The 18,886-nt window shown below is 44.0% G+C and carries 17 protein-coding genes; 11 read left to right on the top strand and 6 right to left on the bottom strand.

The genetic code is table 11. The annotated features are described in order from the left end of the window. Nucleotides 1–84: 84 nt before the first annotated feature. Entirely contained in the window at nucleotides 85–762 is a 678-nt protein-coding gene (locus tag AY605_RS12960) for a type 1 glutamine amidotransferase domain-containing protein (protein WP_064096790.1), read from the bottom strand. Between the two features lie 169 nt (nucleotides 763–931). Further along, a complete protein-coding gene (locus tag AY605_RS12965) occupies nucleotides 932–1,816 on the bottom strand; it encodes a LysR family transcriptional regulator (RefSeq protein ID WP_064096791.1) in 885 nt (294 codons plus the stop codon). Between the two features lie 177 nt (nucleotides 1,817–1,993). On the opposite strand from AY605_RS12965, the gene AY605_RS12970 reads away from it, so the two are divergent. From AY605_RS12970 to AY605_RS12995, 6 genes are all read left to right on the top strand, one after another. Further along, complete coding sequence (locus tag AY605_RS12970; protein WP_064096792.1) at nucleotides 1,994–3,523, top strand: CoA-acylating methylmalonate-semialdehyde dehydrogenase; 1,530 nt, start codon at nucleotides 1,994–1,996, stop codon at nucleotides 3,521–3,523. A gap of 11 nt (nucleotides 3,524–3,534) precedes the next feature. Further along, nucleotides 3,535–4,425, top strand: a complete 891-nt coding sequence (gene mmsB / locus AY605_RS12975; protein ID WP_064096793.1) for a 3-hydroxyisobutyrate dehydrogenase — start codon at nucleotides 3,535–3,537, stop codon at nucleotides 4,423–4,425. Nucleotides 4,426–4,513: 88 nt separating this feature from the next. Continuing rightward, nucleotides 4,514–6,163 carry an AMP-binding protein gene (locus AY605_RS12980; protein WP_064096794.1) on the top strand — a complete coding sequence of 550 codons (1,650 nt, stop codon included), beginning with the start codon at nucleotides 4,514–4,516 and terminating at the stop codon, nucleotides 6,161–6,163. 58 nt (nucleotides 6,164–6,221) lie between these two features. Beyond that, entirely contained in the window at nucleotides 6,222–7,349 is a 1,128-nt protein-coding gene (locus AY605_RS12985) for an acyl-CoA dehydrogenase family protein (protein WP_064096795.1), read from the top strand. Nucleotides 7,350–7,368: 19 nt separating this feature from the next. Continuing rightward, the gene (locus tag AY605_RS12990) at nucleotides 7,369–8,142 is read left to right on the top strand and encodes an enoyl-CoA hydratase (protein WP_064096796.1); all 774 of its coding nucleotides are present in this window, start codon (nucleotides 7,369–7,371) and stop codon (nucleotides 8,140–8,142) included. Between the two features lie 25 nt (nucleotides 8,143–8,167). Next, a complete protein-coding gene (locus tag AY605_RS12995; protein WP_064096797.1) occupies nucleotides 8,168–9,229 on the top strand; it encodes an enoyl-CoA hydratase/isomerase family protein in 1,062 nt (353 codons plus the stop codon). Between the two features lie 82 nt (nucleotides 9,230–9,311). Here AY605_RS12995 and AY605_RS15130 read toward each other — a convergent pair whose 3' ends face one another. Both AY605_RS15130 and AY605_RS13000 read right to left on the bottom strand, forming a co-directional pair. After that, a complete protein-coding gene (locus tag AY605_RS15130; protein ID WP_004280276.1) occupies nucleotides 9,312–9,482 on the bottom strand; it encodes a hypothetical protein in 171 nt (56 codons plus the stop codon). A 168-nt stretch (nucleotides 9,483–9,650) separates the two neighbouring features. Further along, the gene (locus AY605_RS13000) at nucleotides 9,651–10,520 is read right to left on the bottom strand and encodes an SDR family oxidoreductase (protein ID WP_064096842.1); all 870 of its coding nucleotides are present in this window, start codon (nucleotides 10,518–10,520) and stop codon (nucleotides 9,651–9,653) included. Nucleotides 10,521–11,181: 661 nt separating this feature from the next. Here AY605_RS13000 and AY605_RS13005 point away from each other — a divergent pair. The 5 genes from AY605_RS13005 (at nucleotide 11,182) to AY605_RS13025 (ending at nucleotide 17,249) form a co-directional block, all read left to right on the top strand. After that, nucleotides 11,182–11,955, top strand: coding sequence for a glucose 1-dehydrogenase (locus AY605_RS13005; protein WP_064096798.1), 774 nt, complete (start codon nucleotides 11,182–11,184; stop codon nucleotides 11,953–11,955). Between the two features lie 290 nt (nucleotides 11,956–12,245). Beyond that, nucleotides 12,246–13,298 carry an NAD(P)-dependent alcohol dehydrogenase gene (locus AY605_RS13010; protein ID WP_064096799.1) on the top strand — a complete coding sequence of 351 codons (1,053 nt, stop codon included), beginning with the start codon at nucleotides 12,246–12,248 and terminating at the stop codon, nucleotides 13,296–13,298. 267 nt (nucleotides 13,299–13,565) lie between these two features. Beyond that, a complete protein-coding gene (locus tag AY605_RS13015) occupies nucleotides 13,566–15,251 on the top strand; it encodes a phosphoethanolamine transferase (RefSeq protein ID WP_064096800.1) in 1,686 nt (561 codons plus the stop codon). Between the two features lies 1 nt (nucleotide 15,252). Then, the gene (locus tag AY605_RS13020; protein ID WP_064096801.1) at nucleotides 15,253–15,924 is read left to right on the top strand and encodes a response regulator transcription factor; all 672 of its coding nucleotides are present in this window, start codon (nucleotides 15,253–15,255) and stop codon (nucleotides 15,922–15,924) included. A 5-nt stretch (nucleotides 15,925–15,929) separates the two neighbouring features. Then, complete coding sequence (locus AY605_RS13025; RefSeq protein WP_064096843.1) at nucleotides 15,930–17,249, top strand: ATP-binding protein; 1,320 nt, start codon at nucleotides 15,930–15,932, stop codon at nucleotides 17,247–17,249. Between the two features lie 50 nt (nucleotides 17,250–17,299). Here AY605_RS13025 and AY605_RS13030 read toward each other — a convergent pair whose 3' ends face one another. Then, complete coding sequence (locus AY605_RS13030; RefSeq protein ID WP_064096802.1) at nucleotides 17,300–17,986, bottom strand: phosphatase PAP2 family protein; 687 nt, start codon at nucleotides 17,984–17,986, stop codon at nucleotides 17,300–17,302. Between the two features lie 38 nt (nucleotides 17,987–18,024). After that, nucleotides 18,025–18,411, bottom strand: a complete 387-nt coding sequence (locus tag AY605_RS13035; protein WP_064096803.1) for a diacylglycerol kinase — start codon at nucleotides 18,409–18,411, stop codon at nucleotides 18,025–18,027. Nucleotides 18,412–18,886: the final 475 nt, after the last annotated feature.

The following is an 18,886-nucleotide window of genomic DNA, read 5'->3' on the forward strand; positions in this document are numbered from 1 at the left end:
CCCTGAATAATATTGCTTTATTCAGGGTTTTTCTTATTCAAAAAGAAGCGATCTAAAAGGTTAATACGAATTTTAGATTAACTTCTACTTTAATAATTTTAATAAAGCTTCAGCCGTTGCAGCAGAAGAGGCCGGGTTTTGTCCAGTAATGAGCAGACCATCTTGTTGCACGTATACCTGCCAGTCCTCAGCTTTGGAATATTTCCCACCTTTTTCTTTCAGCATGTCTTCAACTAGAAACGGAACTATATCTGTCAAACCCACGCCGTCTTCTTCAGTATTACTGAAACCGGTGACTGTCTTGCCTTCTACAATCGAACGGCCTTCGGCATCTTTCACATCACGCAGGACACCTGGTGCATGACAGACCAGCGCAACAGGTTTATCTGCCTGCAAGGTTTGCTCAATTAAAGAAATGGAATTCTGGTCTTTGGCCAGATCCCATAGTGGTCCATGACCACCCGGATAGAATACGGCATCAAAATCCTGATTTAAGACTTCACTCAACTTATGTGTATTGGCAAGAGCCTGCATAGCCACTTCATCTGCTTCAAAGCGTTTGGTGGTTTCGGTTTGCGCATCCGGCTCATTACTTTTCGGATCTAGTGGTGGCTGACCACCTGCAGGAGATGCCAAAACTACCTCTGCGCCTGCATCAACAAAGGTGTAATAGGGTGCAGCCAGTTCTTCCAGCCAGAAGCCGGTTTTTTTGCCAGTATCACCCAGCTGGTCATGTGAAGTCAGTACCATCAAGATTTTCATATTATTTTCCTGTATCTCGTTAAACATCGTGAATAATCGACTGTTAATTTAACAAGCCACAGAGGTCAGGAGTGTTGTGATACGTTCATTTGCTGTATCGATACGTTGTTAATTCAGTTGATTTAACTTAAAGAGGTGACTCTATATACAGCACAGTTGTATTTAATATTCATCTACCCATTAACAGATCTTGCTGAAGATCAGCCTGCTTGCGCAGGAAATCCCAGACCAGTTTTATTTTTGGTTCATGTTGCAGATCGACCAGCGTTAGCATCCAGAAAGTGTGGGTAAAACTGAGCTGATGACCCAGCACCTCTTTCAGTTCACTTTTATCATTGACCAGAAATTTCGGCAAAATGGCCAGTCCAGCGCCTGCACGCACGGCAATTTCCTGCGCCAGAATGCTGTTACTGCGAAAACAGGCACTGACTTGCAGTGGAAGACGCTCTAGCGAATAGAGTGCAGTGCTATAGACCAGATCATCAATATAATCGACAAAACGGTGCTGCTGGAGGTCTTCCAGTTTTTTAATTTCCGGATTTTGCTGTAAATAATGCTGACTGCCATACAGTTTTAAGCAGTAATTGCTCAGCCGGGTAATGATATAGGGCCCAGATTTGGGCCGGTCAATCGCAATCACAATATCGGCTTCACGATGTGAAAGTTTAATCGTCTTCGGTACCGGAATCAGGTCAATGGTCAGCAAAGGATAATGTTGGGAAAATTCTGCCAAAAGACGAGCTAAAAATGCCGTACCGAAACCTTCTGGTGCGCCAATCCGAACCCGGCCTTGCAAGGGATTATGGCGCTTGTCAATCTGGATAAAGGACTGTTCCATCTGTTCGACACGTGGCACCAGTGCCAGACCTTCCGAGGTCAGCTCATAACCGGTGGCTTCGCGCTTAAACAGTTGCGTACCTAGGGTATTTTCCAGGGCCTGAATCCGCCTTGCCACGGTACTGTGTTCCACTCCGATCAAGCGTGCGGCATTGGTGAGCGTTTTAGCACGTGCCAAAACCAGAAAAAAGCGTAAATGATCCCAATCTACTTTCATTTTCTATTTAACGTCCTGTTAAATCCCTGTGCATATTTGCACAACCATCGTGCATCAATTTCTATTGGTGGTCAAAGTGTTCTTTGTTAGTCTGCTAAAACAGCGCAAAAATTATACGTTAAATAAAAGCCATTAAAGGCTCACACAACGACAATAACAAACCAGCACGGAGCGATCATGAACGCTATTTCTCATCCCCAGCAAAGCACCGGATTCACCACCGCAAAACTCCTGATTAATGGTGAATTTGTCGAATCAAAAACCAGTCATTGGCAAGATATTGTTAATCCTGCCACTCAGGAAGTCTTGGGGCAGGTGCCATTTGCTACTGCTGAAGAAGTCAATGCTGCGATTGCTGCCGCACAAAATGCCTTTGCCAGCTGGCGCCAAACCCCGATTCAGGCACGTATGCGGATTATGCTGAAGCTGCAGGATCTGATTCGAACCAATTTAAAAAGTATTGCCCAGGTCTTAACTGCAGAACAGGGCAAAACCCTGGCCGATGCTGAAGGCGATATCCAGCGCGGTCTGGAAGTGGTCGAGCATGCCTGTTCAATCGGTTCATTACAGATGGGTGAGTATATTGAGGGCGTGGCACGCGGTGTCGATACCTATACCTTGCAGCAACCACTGGGTGTCTGTGCAGGGATTACGCCGTTTAACTTCCCGGCGATGATTCCACTCTGGATGTTCCCAATGGCGATTGTCTGCGGCAATACCTTTGTCTTAAAGCCTTCTGAACAGGATCCATTGTCGACCATGATGCTGGTTGAACTGGCGATTCAGGCAGGTGTACCGGCGGGTGTGCTCAATGTGGTGCATGGCGGCAAAGAAGTGGTCGATCAATTGTGTACCCATCGCGATATCAAAGCGATTTCTTTTGTCGGTTCGACCGCAGTCGGCACGCATGTCTATAACCTCGCGGGCCAGCACGGAAAACGTGTGCAGTCGATGATGGGCGCCAAAAACCATGTGGTAGTGATGCCAGATGCCAATAAAGAACAAACCTTAAATGCGTTGGTCGGTGCAGCTTTTGGCGCCGCTGGTCAGCGTTGTATGGCACTTTCAGTGGCGGTGATGGTCGGTGAGACCAAGCACTGGGTCGATGAACTGGTCAATAAAACCAAAACTTTACAGGTGAATGCCGGGCATGAACCGAATACCGATGTGGGACCGGTGATTTCAACCCGTGCCAAAGCACGTGTCATCGATTTAATTCACAGCGGTGTCGAACAAGGTGCTGAACTGCTGCTGGATGGCCGTGATGTACAGGTTCCAGGCTATGAAAAAGGCAATTTTGTCGGGCCAACGATTTTTAATCAGGTTACGACCAATATGCGCATTTATAAAGAAGAAGTATTTGGTCCAGTACTGGCCATCATGCATGTCGATACTTTAGAGCAGGCAATTGCGCTGATTAATGCCAATCCATTTGGTAATGGCGTTGGACTGTTTACCCAAAATGGTAATACTGCGCGTACCTTCCAGAACCAGATTGATATCGGTCAGGTGGGCATTAACATTCCAATTCCTGTCCCTGTCCCTTTTTTCAGCTTTACCGGTTCACGCGGTTCAAAGCTGGGGGACTTAGGACCTTATGGCAAACAGGCGGTGCAGTTCTATACCCAGACCAAAACCATCACCAGCCGCTGGTTTGAAGATGATCAGGAAAATAGTGGTGTGAATACCACAATCAGTCTGCGTTAAGGAGCATCAGTATGAAGATTGCATTTATCGGTTTAGGCAACATGGGTGGTCCGATGGCGCAGAATCTGCTCAAGGCGGGTCATCAGGTTTTTGGTTATGACTTAAGTGCAGTGGCTTTACAGCATTTTTCAGAAGCGGGCGGTGTAGTCTGCGACAGTCCACAAGCTGCCGCGAAGCAGGCGGAGATCGTGGTCAGTATGTTGCCCGCAGCCAAGCATGTGCGTGAAGTCTATTTAGGTGAAAATGGTATTTTAGAGGTACTTCAATCGGGCAGTTTGTGTATCGACAGCAGCACCATTGACCCGCAAACCATTCAGGACATTGCTGCAGCAGCTCAGTCCAAACAGATTCGCGTCTGTGATGCGCCGGTATCCGGCGGCACTTTAGGTGCCAAAGATGGCACTTTAACCTTTATGGTCGGTGCAGATGATGCCACCTTTGAGGCCGTCAAACCGGTTCTCGGTTGTATGGGTAAAAATCTGGTGCATTGTGGGGCGGTGGGAACAGGACAGGTAGCAAAAATCTGTAATAACCTGATTCTGGGCATTTCCATGACTGCTGTTGCAGAAGGAATGGCGCTCGGAGCCAAACTGGGTATTGATCCACAGGCCCTGGCTGGCGTGATTAACAGTTCCACTGGACGTTGCTGGAGTTCTGAAATTTATAATCCATGGCCAGATATCTGTGCCAATGCACCGTCATCGCGGGGTTATACCGACGGTTTTGCCGCACAATTGATGCTCAAAGATTTAGGTTTGGCGGTCGATGCAGCGCAACAGGTGGATCAACCGGTGGTTCTGGGCAGCATGGTACAGAAACTCTATCAACAACTGTGTCAGGAAGGTGATGCCCATCTGGACTTCTCCAGCATCATGCATCAATACACCATGCCACCTGCTTAAAACCTAAAATATTCAGATGGAGCAAGGATTCGCTTCAATAACTACACACCTTGTCATTAATAACGATAAATTCAGGCTGAGGTTTAACATGTTAGATTATCAAACAACGGTTCAAGACTTTGATTTAAATACGGTTGCAAGCCAGTTTCTCTCCGGTTCAATGCAGGCAGTGAATGCCTGTTATGAGTGTTGCGACCGTCATGCCAATTCCGATGCCATTGCCTTGTACTGGCATGGTAAAGATGGCAGAAAAGAACAATATAGCTTTGCCGAACTCAAAAAATATTCCAGCCAGTTTGCCAATTTTCTTAAGTCTCAAGGCATTGGTAAAGGTGATCGTGTTTCCGGATTATTACCGCGTACCCCGGAGCTGATCATTATCATTTTAGCGACCTGGCGGATTGGTGCGGTCTATCAACCGTTATTTACTGCCTTTGGTCCCAAAGCCATTGAGCATCGCATTCAGCTGGCGCAAAGTAAGCTGGTGGTGACTGATCTGGCGAATCGGGACAAATTATCCGAGATCAGCAACTGTCCACCGATTGTGACGGTGCATGCCGAAACCGAGGCAGAACGCTATCCACACGACCTAAGCTTCTGGACGGTATTAAACCGTCAGGCTGAAGCTTGTGAGCTGGAAATCCTGAATGTTGATGATCCATTTTTATTGATGTTTACCTCGGGCACCACTGGACCAGCGAAACCGCTTAAAGTCCCGTTAAAAGCGCTGATTGCTTTTGCAAGCTATATGCAAAATGCCATTGGTCTGACTCCTGAAGATGCTTTCTGGAATATTGCCGATCCCGGCTGGGCCTACGGGTTGTATTACGCGATTACTGGCCCCTTAATACTTGGACACTCGACCTTGTTTTATGAAGGCGGTTTTAATGCGGAAAGTGTCTGCGACATTGTTAAGGAATATGGCATTACCAATCTGGCTGGTGCACCGACCGCTTACCGCATGATGATGGCAGCCGATCCTGCTCAAATGGCAAAACTGCGCGGCCAGTTACGGGTCGTCAGCAGTGCCGGTGAACCGTTAAATCCGGAAGTGATCCGCTGGTTTAAAGAGGTACTGGATGTGCCGATTTATGACCATTATGGCCAGACTGAAGTCGGGATGGTGGTGTGTAATCATCATGCCCTGGAACATCCGGTCCGTTCAGGTTCGGCAGGCTTTGCCAGCCCGGGTTACCGGATTGCCGTTGTCGATGAACAGGGGCATGAATTAGCAGCTGACGTCCCGGGCATCCTGGCAGTGGATATCAGCCAATCGCCGATGATGTGGTTCTCTGGTTATGAAGAAAGCCGTAAATCTCCATTTGTCGGACAGTATTATTTAACTGGGGATACCGCAGAGATTCATGCTGATGGCAGTATGAGCTTTGTCGGGCGTAGTGATGATGTCATTACAACGTCAGGCTATCGGGTGGGTCCATTTGATGTGGAAAGTGCCTTGCTGGAACACGATGCCGTGATTGAAGCTGCGGTGATTGGCGTGCCTGACCCCGAGCGCACTGAAGTGATTAAAGCTTTTGTGATTCTGGCGAATAACTTTACAGCTTCGGCCCATCTGGAAGAAGAGTTGGGTCAATTTGTGAAAAAGCGTTTGTCTGCGCATGCCTATCCGCGCCTGATTGAATTTGTGACCGAATTGCCAAAAACCCCAAGCGGTAAAATTCAACGCTTTTTACTCCGGAATCAGGAAATCAACAAGCAGCAAGCCAAGACTGCATAACAGCCAAAGCCAACAGATTGAATAAGAAGATTAAATAAAGAGATTGAAGGAAGCATCGATGCAACTAACGGAAGAGCAACAACTGATTCAGGATATGGCCAAAAGCTTCGCCCAGGAACAGATTAAACCCTTTGCCGGCGAGTGGGATCAAAAAGGTATCTTTCCCAAAGATGCATTGGCCCAAATGGGAGAGCTGGGTTTTTTAGGTATGCTGATTCCCGAGGAATGGGGCGGCTCGGGTACAGGTACACTGGCTTATGTTCTGGCCTTAGAAGAAGTCGCTGCGGCCGATGGTGCAACATCCGCGATTATGAGCGTACATAACTCGGTGGGTTGTGTGCCGATTTTCAAGTTCGGCACAGAAGAGCAAAAGCAGCAATTTTTAAAGCCTTTGGCTCAAGGTGAAATGATTGGGGCCTTTGCGCTGACCGAACCGCATACAGGATCGGATGCTGCCGCGATTAAAACCCGAGCGGTCAAGGAGGGCGATCATTACATTCTGAATGGCGCCAAACAGTTCATTACCTCAGGCCACAATGCCGGGATGATTATTGTGTTTGCTGTGACTGATCCAGCTGCGGGCAAAAAAGGCATGAGTGCATTTTTAGTGCCGCGAGACACACTTGGCTATGAAGTGATCCGGGTCGAAGAAAAACTGGGCCTGCATGCTTCGGATACCTGTCAGATTGCCTTAACCGATGTCCGCATTCATGAAAGTTTAAGACTCGGTGCCGAAGGTGAAGGTTTAAAAATTGCCTTGGCCAATCTGGAAGGTGGACGGATCGGCATTGCGGCACAGGCTGTGGGTTTGGCGCGTGCCGCATTGGAAGAAGCAACGGCCTATGCGCATGACCGCGTGGCTTTTGGCAAACCGATTTTTGAACAGCAGGCGATTTCCTTCAGGCTGGCCAGTATGGCGACTGAAATTGAAGCGGCACGGCAACTGGTGCATTTTGCAGCACGCAAAAAAGAAGCCGGTGAAGCCTGTTTAACCGAAGCCTCCATGGCCAAGCTATTTGCTTCAGAAATGGCAGAACGGGTCTGTTCCAGAGCGCTGCAGATTTTTGGCGGCTACGGTTATCTTAAAGATTTTCCGATTGAGCGGATTTATCGCGATGCGCGGATTTGTCAGATTTATGAAGGCACCAGCGATATTCAGCGCCTGGTGATTGCACGCAGCCTCTAATTTTAAAAGGACTTATTTCATGCAGTGGCAAACGATTTTATTAGAACAACGTAATGGTGTCGGGCTGATTACTTTAAACCGTCCGCAAGCATTAAATGCACTGAATAACCAGCTGATTTTTGAAATGAATCAGGCACTGGATCAACTGGAAAAAGATCCGGCAATTGGCTGTATTGTGATTGCCGGTTCGGAAAAAGCTTTTGCTGCCGGTGCCGATATTAAGGAAATGGCAGATCTGAATTTTCCACAAATTTATCTGGATGATTTTTTCAGTCTGGCCGATCGAATTGCCCAGCGCCGTAAACCTTTAATTGCCGCAGTGAGTGGCTATGCCTTGGGTGGTGGTTGTGAGCTGGCATTGATGTGCGACTTTATTTACTGCGCCGACAATGCAAAATTTGGTTTGCCTGAAGTCACCTTAGGCGTGTTGCCGGGCATTGGCGGTACCCAGCGTTTAACCTTGGCGATTGGTAAGGCCAAAGCCATGGAAATGTGCCTGACGGCACGGCAGATGGGGGCGCAGGAAGCGGAACAAAGTGGTTTGGTGGCTCGGGTATTTGCCAAGGAAGAATTGCTGGAACAAACCCTGCAAGCTGCCGAAAAAATTGCTGAAAAGTCGCTTACTGCCGTGATGATGATTAAAGAATCAATTAATCGGGCCTTTGAAGTGAGCCTGGCTGAAGGCCTGCGCTTTGAACGCCGGGTATTCCATTCCATTTTTGCAGGTTCCGATCAAAAGGAAGGCATGCAAGCCTTTGTGGAAAAACGGCCAGCCAAATTTACCCATCAATAAGAAATTCATACCAGGAACAAAAATAATGAGTGATGAAAATAATTTAGCGATTCGGGTCGCAGGAGGTCTGGGCATCATCAGCCTGGACCGCACCAGCCATTTAAATGCCTTAACCTTGCCAATGATCCAGGGCATTCAGGCGCAACTCAATCAGTGGCGCCATGAGCCAGAAGTGCAAGCCATCCTGATCAATTCCAACAGTCCCAAGGCGTTCTGTGCCGGAGGAGACATCCGTTATCTGTATGACAGCTATCAGGCCGGCAATACCCGGTATCAGGATTTTTTTGCCACTGAATATAAGATGCTGAGCACCTTGCGTAATTTCCCAAAGGCCGTGATCGTGATGATGGATGGCTATGTACTGGGAGGCGGCTTTGGACTGGCTGAGGCCTGTCATATCAAGGTCGCCAGTGAAAAATCACGTTTTGCCATGCCAGAAACGGCGATTGGTTTTTTCCCTGATGTCGGTGCAACCCATTTTCTGTCCCGACTAGATGAAGTCGGTGTCTATATGGCATTGACCGGGGAACAGATCAGTAGCAGTGATGCGCTGTATCTGGATCTGGTGGATTATCATGTGCCGAGTGAGCGTTTTGCTGAATTGGAAGCGGCATTGATTGCAGCGCCGGTATTAAACCCGATTGAGATTCAAAAGATCATTAGTTCCTATATTACGCATCCTGTAGAAAGCGAGCTGCAAAAACGTGCAGATCTGATTAATCAGCATTTTGGCTATCCAAACCTCGAGGAGATTGAACAGAGTCTTGCACATGCAAGTAGTGTAACTGATCAGGAATGGGCCAATAAAATGCTGGCAATTTTGCAGCAGCGTCCGGTCATGGCCAAGCAAACCAGCCTGAAGTTACAGCAAGCCGGACAGAATTTGTCGCTAGAAAAATGCATGCAGTTAGAACGCGACTTGCAAGATGTCTGGTTAGAGCAGGGCGACTTTATTGAAGGGGTTCGTGCGCTGATTATTGATAAGGACAAAAATCCGCAGTGGCGAACTGAGAATGCAGAATTTGAACAAACACTGGAAAAGCTCTGGCCAGCATGGACTCAGCAGCGTATTGAAAACATTACTTAAAGCTGATGGCAAAAGACTCTCTATAATTAAATTATAAAGAGTCTTTATATGTATCTTATCGCATCATCAGTATGAATTCTGATTAATGAGAGGTTTTCTTTTTCTTGCCGCCACCGTCTTGTTTATTGACTGTTGACCAAGCGATACGTTCGGCTTCTTCTTCAGAATGCCCACGCTCTTTTTCGCTTTCTTCAATATGTTCGGCCTGCCGTTTCTGCTTATCGGTATAGGCTGATTTGTCACCTCTAGGCATCTTGATATCCTCCTCAGGTTTGGCTGAAATTACTATAACAAGGGCTGGTTTCTATAAAGGTAAGTATTCGTTTGACTTATTTTATAAAAGATTTCTTAAGAATAGATGGGCCTGAAATCAAGGAGATGAAGATAACGGTCAGCTAGAACCATTATCTTCTTTACTTGATTAGCCGTTAATAATACTGCCGCCATTCACATGAATCACCTGACCTGAAATATAACTGGCTTCTTCACTGGCCAGGAATAAATAGGCTGGTGCCACTTCACTTGGCTGCCCCATACGACCCATTGGGGTCTGTTTACCGAAATCCTCAAGTTGCTCTTCGTCAAAGCTGCTTGGAATTAACGGTGTCCAGATTGGGCCAGGTGCGACACCATTAACCCGAATCCCGGTTTTATTTTTCAACAAATTGGTAGATAAACTACGGGTGAAGGATGTAATAGCACCTTTCGTACTTGCATAGTCAATTAACTGGTCATGTCCATGATAACTGGTGATACTGGTAGTATTGATGATGCTATCACCGGCTTGCATATGGGGAATCACTGCCTGAGCCAGATAAAACATGGATAGAATATTCACGTTGAAAGTTTTAAATAATTGTTCAGGTGAAATATCGGTAATACTTTCTTGCGGATACTGAACCCCTGCATTATTGACCAGAATATTAATGGTTTTAAATTCCTGTAGGGTCTGTTCAACCATTTTCCTGATTTCTTCTTGATCCTGTAAGTCACATTTAATCAGCAGGCATCGTCGCCCTTCATTTTCCACCATTTTTTTAGTGTCCAGCGCATCGCGATCTTCATCCAGATAACAAATAGCGATATCAGCACCTTCACGGGCAAATAGGACCGATACAGAGCGGCCAATCCCGCTATCACCACCGGTAATCAAGGCAACCTTGCCTTTTAATTTTTCGCTGCCTTTATATTGCGGTTTTATCACTTCCGGTGCAGGATTCATTTCATTTTGTGCACCCGGCTGATGGTCTTGTTTTTCACTTGAAGCTGGGCTTTCAGGATAATGATTCATATCTTTTCCAATTCCAATGATTTTAGCCATATGAGAACAAAATATATTAGTGGCTTTTGGAAAAAATAAGATTGCATTCAACATTTCATAACAGAATGTATTCGAGATTTATCAATTATTCATCCAGATTATCATTGGTCTAATAACTTAATTACATTAAATAAAGATATATAAATATTATGAGAGGAGATACGTTTTATTTGATGTCGGCCCATTGCCCGTACAACTTCAAGCAAATCATGATCGACTTCTTTTGGGCAATCCTCTGTAGCTTATCTCTTATGCGTTGCATAGATAATAAAAAGTGCAAAAATAAAAGTCTTTATTGAAACCAGACTGAATAAAATACATTTTCCATAACAATTTTCTTTGATATTTAAATGAAAGTTATACTAATTATTTTAATAAGATGGAATATTTTAAAATAGAAGAATCCTAAAGAATAATAATCTTAAAAATAAATAATAGTCGTGTATTAAATTGATATTATTTTTATGAATAAAATTGATATTTATAAGTAAAAATTACAATTACACCTACTATTACAATTAAAAATAAATTCTAAAGTAAATATATTACTTTTAGAGTGCTGAAAATTTATGATAGGGAAAAATCTTAACCTCATAAAGTTATATGACAATGTATTAATACGAGGTATCTCATGCAAAACTCTCTAATAGATTTAACAGGAAAAGTGGCTTTGGTTACGGGAGGGGCGGCAGGGATTGGCCATGCCTGTGCTCTTACTCTTGCTCAGGCGGGAGCTAAAGTCATGATTGCGGATTTAAATCAGGAGAAGGCTAAACAGGCTGCTCAAGAAATCCATGAAAAAACAGGAGGTGAAGTCCAGTGTGTAGCCTGTAATATTCTGGAAGATGATGACCTCGTAAACGCCGTAGAAACCACCCGAAATACTTTTGGAGCTATCCATATATTAGTAAATAATGCGGGCGGTGGAGGTGGTGGCCGGGAATCACCTTCAAAAATTACAGTTGACGACTTTATCAGAGACTTCAAATTAAATGTATTTGCAGCCTGGCGACTTTGCCAACTGGTTGTTCCTTATATGAATGAAGCCGGATATGGCTCAATCGTCAATATTACCTCAATGAGTTCCATTAATAAAAGCCCAGCCATGAGTGGCTATGCCTCTTCAAAAGCTGCCCTTAATCATATGGGCGCTAACTTGGCCCATGATTTTGGGCCTATCGTCAGAATTAATGCCGTTGGGCCAGGAGCAGTACGTACTGCTGCATTAGCAAAAGTACTTACGCCGGAAATTGAAAAAAAAATGTTAGCTCATACTCCTTTACAACGACTGGGTGAAGCTGAAGATATTGCAAACGCAGTATTATTTTTTGCTTCTCCAATGTCTTCCTGGGTTTCTGGGCAAACATTGTTTGTAAATGGTGGGGGAGAGCAAACTCTTGACTAATTTTTAAAATATAAAATTATTATAGTATTTTAATGATTTATTTTATAAAGATTGGCTGAGATGTTATTTTCAGGCTTAAGATAAACGGACTGATTGATCATTTTTAATGAAAATTCAGTCTATATTTTAAAGCCATCAGATCAGACATAAACTTTTTGATTTTTATACTATTTTAATAATACCAGTCCTTGATTTTTTATTGAAATTTTAGCGACTATTCAAAATTAATACTTCAGGATAAATATTTATTTATCAGATTTTATCCTGACCACAATATACGAGAAAAAAATATGAACACCGAAGTATTGGGATATGCCGCACATTCATCACAAAGCCCTTTAGTACCTTTTAAGTTTGAACGCCGAACGCCACGTGAAGATGATGTGGTGATCAAAATTGAATATTGTGGTGTCTGTCATTCCGATTTACATCAGGTTAGAAATGACTGGGGATTTAGTTTTTATCCCATAGTTCCAGGTCATGAAATAGTAGGACGCATCATATCGACGGGTTCTGGAGCTAAAAAATATAAAGAGGGTGATCTGGTAGGAATTGGCTGTATGGTCGATTCATGTCGTACCTGTTCAGCCTGTCATTCAGGATTAGAACAGTATTGTGAACAAGGAAATATTCAGACCTATGGCAGCCTGGATCGTTATGACCAGCAGCCTACTTATGGCGGTTACTCACAAATAATTGTTTGTAGTGAAGATTTTGTATTGAAAGTACCTGAAAATCTGGATACTAAAGCTGTGCCTCCACTTCTGTGTGCAGGCATTACCACCTGGTCACCTTTACGTCACTGGAATATTGGCAAGGGCAGTAAAGTAGCGGTTGTGGGCTTAGGTGGTTTGGGACATATGGCAATTAAGCTGGCCAATGCCTTGGGCGCAGATGTGACCTTATTTACCCGTTCAGTCAATAAAGAGGGGGATGCAAAAAAATTAGGTGCCCATCAGGTAGTGCTATCAACAGATGAAGCTCAAATGAATTCCGTCGCGAATCAGTTTGATTTAATTATAGATACGGTACCTTACAACCATGACTTGGAGTCATATATTCCAACATTAACCTTAGATGGAACCATTGTTCTGGTGGGATATCTAGGAGAGATTAGTGCAAATTCAGTTCCACTGATTATGGGAAGAAGATCAATTGCCGGTTCAGTAATTGGTGGCATTAAGGAAACTCAGGAGTTACTGGATTTCTGTGGGGAGCATAATATTGTTGCTGATGTGGAAATGATTGAAATGCGCAATATCAATGAAGCTTTTGAACGCATGTTAAAGAGTGATGTGAAATACCGTTTTGTGATCGATATAAAAACTTTAGTCGAAAATTAATTCTGGTTTTCTGCTCTATATCCTCTTATGTGCGAACAACCTTATCAAGGTTTGACTTGTAATCCTTACGTGTATATAGGATAGTTTGAAAAGACATCCAAAAATAATTGGATGCTCTTTTTATTCCTGAAGCATATAAAACAGGTAGATTAATAGTGACGGACTATTAAGCAATCAAAAAATATATTGTCTATATACATCTCTTTAAGCCATTTTTAAGATTCAAATTATAAGCTGAAACATCTTAAAGTCTTTGAGCCATGGATTATGCTGAAGCTATTTTCCCATTCTTCTTTTTTTAGTCAACAACCGAAAAAGTCGATCAGTCTTTTAGGTTTTAACGTGTTGCTGGCTATTTGGTTGGGATTGATCCTAAACTTTGCTTTCTATCAGAAAATCCATGAATTTACGCCTTATACCAATCTAAAAGCAGGTCTGTTACTGGCTGCCACGGCACTGATCATTATTGCGTTTTACAATCTGATATTACAGTGGCTGAACTGGAAATGGAATGCCAAAATACTGGCCAGTGTCCTGATTATTTTAGGTGGTTTTAGTGCTTATTTTGTCAATAGTCTAGGGGTCGTTATCACGCCTGACCAGATCCAGAATATGCTGCAAACCGATGCCCGTGAAGTTCGAGATCTCTGGTCAATGCGATTAGTCATCTGGACATTGGTGTTTGTGATTTTTCCCCTCTGCGTTGTGTGGATGCTGAAAATTAAGCCTGCATCGCTTGGACATCAGCTAGTACATAAGAGCCTGAGCAGTGTGCTCTCAGCTGGCTTGATTCTGGGATTGTTATACTGTTTTTATGTCGATTATGCAGCGATCTTCCGAGAACATCGCGATCTGAAAGGCATGCTTTCGCCACAAAACAGCATTGCGTCTACTTTGTCTTATTATAAAAAGAAAGCACCTAAAGCAAATTTACCTTTGGTGGTTTTCGGCGAAGATGCACATCTGTTACAGCAGGCCCAAATGCAGGATCATCCTAAATTGATGGTGCTAGTTGTGGGAGAAACTGCACGTGCTGAGAGTTTCGCTTTAAATGGCTATGCGCGCAATACCAATCCTGAACTGAGCAAGTTATCGGTAATTAATTTCAATCAGGTCAGCTCCTGTGGAACTGCAACAGCCGTTTCAGTCCCTTGTATGTTTTCGGGCATGTCACGTAAAACCTATGATGAACAGCTAGCCAGCCACCGAGAAGGTCTGCTGGATATTGCGCAGCGGGCCGGTTATCAGGTGACCTGGATTGATAATAATTCGGGCTGTAAAGGTGCCTGTGACCGGGTACAAAAATACCAGATTCCGGCACAACTGAAACAGAAGTGGTGTGATGCCGGTGGTGAATGTTTTGATGAAATCCTAGTGGATAGCCTGAAAGATTATCTGGCACATCTGGATAAAAACAACCCGACCCCACAATTAATTGTACTGCATCAGATGGGTAGTCATGGCCCCGCATATTACAAGCGTTCCAAAGCGCCATATCAGCCATTTCAACCGACCTGTAATACCAATGCTATTCAGGGCTGTAGTACAGAAGAATTAAAGAATAGCTATGATAATTCGATTGTATATACAGACCATGTTCTTGCCCAGATCATTGAAACTTTAAAGCAGCAGACTCAATATCAGACCGGTTTCTGGTACCTGTCTGATCATGGAGAATCCACCGGAGAGCATGGTTTATACCTGCATGGTGCTCCTTATAGCATGGCGCCCACTCAGCAAACCCATATCCCAATGCTGATGTGGTTTTCCGATACCTGGCAACAGTACAATGCCCGGCAGCTAAGCTGTTTAAAAACACAGACCGGACAGGCACGCAGTCACGACCATCTTTTCCCCAGCTTATTAAGTATGCTGGATATAAAAACGCAAGTGATTGAAGCTAAAAATGATATGCTTGCACAATGCTCATCATCATTAAAAAACAGAGCTTGAAATGCATAAAATACTGATTATTGAAGATGACTTTATGATTGCCGAGTCGACTGAAACATTGCTTAAACTGCATCAGTTTGAGGTGTACTGGGTCAATAATGGGATTGAGGGTTTAAAACAGTTACAGCAGCAGGTCTATGATATTGTCCTGCTCGATTTAGGCTTGCCGATGATGGATGGCATGCTGGTGCTAAAGAATATCCGGCAGAAGTTTCCAAATTTACCGGTACTGATTATCTCGGCTCGGGATCAATTACAAAACCGGGTAGATGGGCTGAATCAGGGAGCAGATGATTACTTGATTAAACCCTATGAGTTTGACGAACTGCTGGCCCGTATTCATGCCTTAATGCGACGTACTGGCTTCAAAAATACTGTGACAGATATAAATAAGAAATTATCACACAGTGGGCTGGAACTGGACCTGGAACAGCACATCGCATGCTTTAATGGTGAACCGATCGAGTTGTCTAATCGAGAATGGTCTATTCTCACTGCACTCCTCATGCATCCTAGCAAAATTTTTTCTAAAAACGATTTAGAAGACAAGCTTTATGATTTTGATAGTGATGTCAGCAGTAATACGGTAGAGGTCTATATTCATCATCTGCGGGCAAAGCTAGGAAAAGACTTCATCCGCACCATACGTGGGCTAGGGTATCGCTTAGGATGAGCGCCATGCAAAAACGTTATTCCTTGCAAAAACGTCTGGTTATTTATATTTCATTATTTAGCCTGGTATTAGGCTGTGTGCTGATCTTTGCAGCATACCGGATTGCACTCGAAGAAATTAATGAAGTACTGGATAAACAGATGCAAAGTCTGGCAGAGCGCATTGCAGAAAATCATCCGCAGCCCCTGCAGAGTCAAATCGATCTGGCAAAACAGTACGGTGAAGAAGATTTATTTGTAGATATCTGGTCCTATACAGATACAGCCACTTCCTTGCATCCGCACAATGTTCTGGTTGCACCGGTCAGGAAAGCAGGTTTCTACAAGCATCAAATGCCGTATGGAACTTGGTTAACTTATATTATTCCTGGTAAACAACTACAGATTCAGGTGAGCCAGCAGCAAAATGTCCGGCAGGAACTGGCGCTGGAACTGGCAGCCAATATGTTTCTTCCCTATGTGCTTTTTTTACCTTTTGCATTATTCGGTTTAGGCTGGATGATCCGGAAAAATTTTCAGCCTCTTAATGATTTTAAAACTGAATTGGCCAGCCGCAAGGCACAAGACTTAAAGCCGATTGCAATGAAAGATTATCCTCTGGAGCTGGAACCGACCATTCAGGAAATGAACCACCTGTTCGGTCGAATTTCCCTGGCCCAACAGGAACAACGTCAATTTGTGGCGGACTCCGCACATGAGTTACGTACGCCACTCACGGCCTTGAATTTACAGCTACAAATTTTGCTACAGCAATTTCCGCAAAGTAAGTCTATCCATAACTTGAGCCAAGGCATTTTGCGCATGCAGCATCTGGTTAACCAGTTATTAAGTCTCGCCAAACAGGATGTAAGCGAAGGTTTAAGTGAGCCGGTTCAATTGCTGTCACTGAATCAGATGACTGTCACTTGTATCGAAGAACTGATTCAGTTGGCACTGCAGAAAGAGATAGATTTAGGGGTGGAGCAGCAGCAGGAACTGTTGATTCAAGGCCAAGCTTCGGCCTTGCATTCAATTATTTATAACCTGATCGATAATGCGATTAAATATAGTCCGAAGGATGGCGTAATTAACGTATCGATTTTCCAGCAAGGCCAGCAGGCAGTTTTACAGATCGAAGATAGCGGAACCGGGATTGATACGGCTCAATTCAATCAGATTCGGCAACGCTTCTACCGGATACATAATCATGCAGAAATTGGCAGTGGTTTGGGTTTGTCTATTGTAGATAAAGCCACCGAACGCCTGGGTGGAACGCTCGAATTTTCCCGAAGTCTCAATCTGGGTGGCCTTTGTGTACAGGTCAATTTTCCTTTAGCCGAAGCCTAATGAGATAGGCTTCGGATTATTTTGGCGTTGAGGCTGTTTGATTTAACATGCTAAAGAACAGTTTCTTCTATCTCTAATTTGTGGCTAAACAGCGCATAGCCGATAACATTCAGGCACCAGATAATCCAGCCAGTCCAAAGGTTATGACTCAGGAAATGCGCTCCACGCATCATTTGTGCCCAGCCCATGGCTAATCCTAAAATTACTGCAGCGATCAGAAAGAAATAAGCCCGCTTGGGATTAGACATACGATAAACAAAATAGCCAGCCACCAAGGCAAAACCGCTAGAGGCATGCCCCCCAGGAAAACAGTGGCCAGCAGTAGCACTAAAATCCCATAAAATACCATCATAAGTGGGAATAACCATATTCCAGGGACAGGCATGGGCCGACTGGGATTTTAAAATTCCGATCGAGGCTGTGGTCACTGCCACCATGCTAAAGAAATAGCCAAATTCCCAGCGGCGTGTATGCCAGTTCTGCCATTTTAGTGATACCTGCCAGCCCAGAAATAATAGGATATATACCAGAATTAGCATGTCTTTAACATAACGGTGATTAAGTTCTGCCAATGCCCAGTGTTGTCGAAGGGGGAAGTGCCCCTGATCATCGATAAAGGGATAGATAAGCTGTAAATCAAGCACTCCTCCAATATCAAAGAAGTTCAAAAGAACCAAAAAACTGAATATCAAAAGTAAGGTTTGGGTCAATAAAAACCGGGAACGGTCAGTGATCATTTTTAATGGTCCATTTCAGGCAGTAGCAGGCGCAGTGGTCAAATCGAATGACCAGCCAAAATGATGCCCCAAGTCACTGTAATTAGACTGAGTGCTACAAACTGGGCAGCACTGCCCATGTCCTTGGCATTTTTAGACAGCTCATGCCGTTCCATGGAAATACGGTCTACCACAGCTTCTATGGCTGAGTTAATCAGTTCAATGATCAGTGCCAATAGACAAACAGCCACCATGAGTGCTTGCTCAGCTGGACTAACCGAAATCCAAAAGCTTAATGGAATCAAAATAAGGTTGATGAGCAGGATTTGCCGAAAGGCGGCCTCATTTTGAAAGGCTGTTTTAAAACCAGCAAGGGAATAACGTGCTGCATTCAAAATACGCAGGATTCCCGAGGTACCTTTATAAGGTGATCGGTAGGAGGACATAGAACAGATTCGGTCAATCAGAGATGAAGTAAAGCATAAATTTCCAAGCTTAAAACTCTCTTAAAAAATCCAAGGCCTTATAGAATTTTTATACATGGTGTTTACATTTTTTTGCGCGAAATTAAGCGATTTTTAAGCTTGGACTTTTATATTAAGAATGAAGTGAGATGTCGTGTTGATATAGTTCCCCTAGAGTAGCAGGTCGCCAATTCTTTTAGGCACCTGCTTTTTTTTAGCTTAAATAAATTATGAGTAAAAAAATTGGCAATAAACAGCTAGCATAAAGCCCCCGGACGAGCCTGTTCAAAACAGCGTTACGTGCGGACTCCGTAAATCTGAATAAATCAATGTGCCATGAAGTCTAGACCAGTGAGAGCTAGAGTTTAAGAATTGACAGCCAAATTGAACGATTTGTTGCTGTGATCAATTGAGTGATATTAATCACACTTTCTTATAAGTCAGTGATCGGATTTAT

Source organism: Acinetobacter sp. SFD (assembly GCF_001647575.1).
In the GTDB taxonomy this organism is placed as follows: Bacteria; Pseudomonadota; Gammaproteobacteria; order Pseudomonadales; family Moraxellaceae; genus Acinetobacter; species Acinetobacter pecorum.

Bases quoted from the DNA above. Each gene is read 5' to 3' on its own strand.
- AY605_RS13020 (WP_064096801.1), top strand. From the start codon at position 15,253: ATGCATAAAATACTGATTATTGAAGATGACTTTATGATTGCCGAGTCG.
- AY605_RS12965 (WP_064096791.1), bottom strand. From the start codon at position 1,816: ATGAAAGTAGATTGGGATCATTTACGCTTTTTTCTGGTTTTGGCACGT.
- AY605_RS12990 (WP_064096796.1), top strand. From the start codon at position 7,369: ATGCAGTGGCAAACGATTTTATTAGAACAACGTAATGGTGTCGGGCTG.
- AY605_RS12985 (WP_064096795.1), top strand. From the start codon at position 6,222: ATGCAACTAACGGAAGAGCAACAACTGATTCAGGATATGGCCAAAAGC.
- AY605_RS13035 (WP_064096803.1), bottom strand. From the start codon at position 18,411: ATGTCCTCCTACCGATCACCTTATAAAGGTACCTCGGGAATCCTGCGT.
- AY605_RS13010 (WP_064096799.1), top strand. From the start codon at position 12,246: ATGAACACCGAAGTATTGGGATATGCCGCACATTCATCACAAAGCCCT.
- AY605_RS12970 (WP_064096792.1), top strand. From the start codon at position 1,994: ATGAACGCTATTTCTCATCCCCAGCAAAGCACCGGATTCACCACCGCA.
- AY605_RS13025 (WP_064096843.1), top strand. From the start codon at position 15,930: ATGCAAAAACGTTATTCCTTGCAAAAACGTCTGGTTATTTATATTTCA.
- AY605_RS13030 (WP_064096802.1), bottom strand. From the start codon at position 17,986: ATGATCACTGACCGTTCCCGGTTTTTATTGACCCAAACCTTACTTTTG.
- AY605_RS12995 (WP_064096797.1), top strand. From the start codon at position 8,168: ATGAGTGATGAAAATAATTTAGCGATTCGGGTCGCAGGAGGTCTGGGC.
- AY605_RS12960 (WP_064096790.1), bottom strand. From the start codon at position 762: ATGAAAATCTTGATGGTACTGACTTCACATGACCAGCTGGGTGATACT.
- mmsB (WP_064096793.1), top strand. From the start codon at position 3,535: ATGAAGATTGCATTTATCGGTTTAGGCAACATGGGTGGTCCGATGGCG.
- AY605_RS13005 (WP_064096798.1), top strand. From the start codon at position 11,182: ATGCAAAACTCTCTAATAGATTTAACAGGAAAAGTGGCTTTGGTTACG.
- AY605_RS13000 (WP_064096842.1), bottom strand. From the start codon at position 10,520: ATGAATCATTATCCTGAAAGCCCAGCTTCAAGTGAAAAACAAGACCAT.
- AY605_RS12980 (WP_064096794.1), top strand. From the start codon at position 4,514: ATGTTAGATTATCAAACAACGGTTCAAGACTTTGATTTAAATACGGTT.
- AY605_RS13015 (WP_064096800.1), top strand. From the start codon at position 13,566: ATGCTGAAGCTATTTTCCCATTCTTCTTTTTTTAGTCAACAACCGAAA.
- AY605_RS15130 (WP_004280276.1), bottom strand. From the start codon at position 9,482: ATGCCTAGAGGTGACAAATCAGCCTATACCGATAAGCAGAAACGGCAG.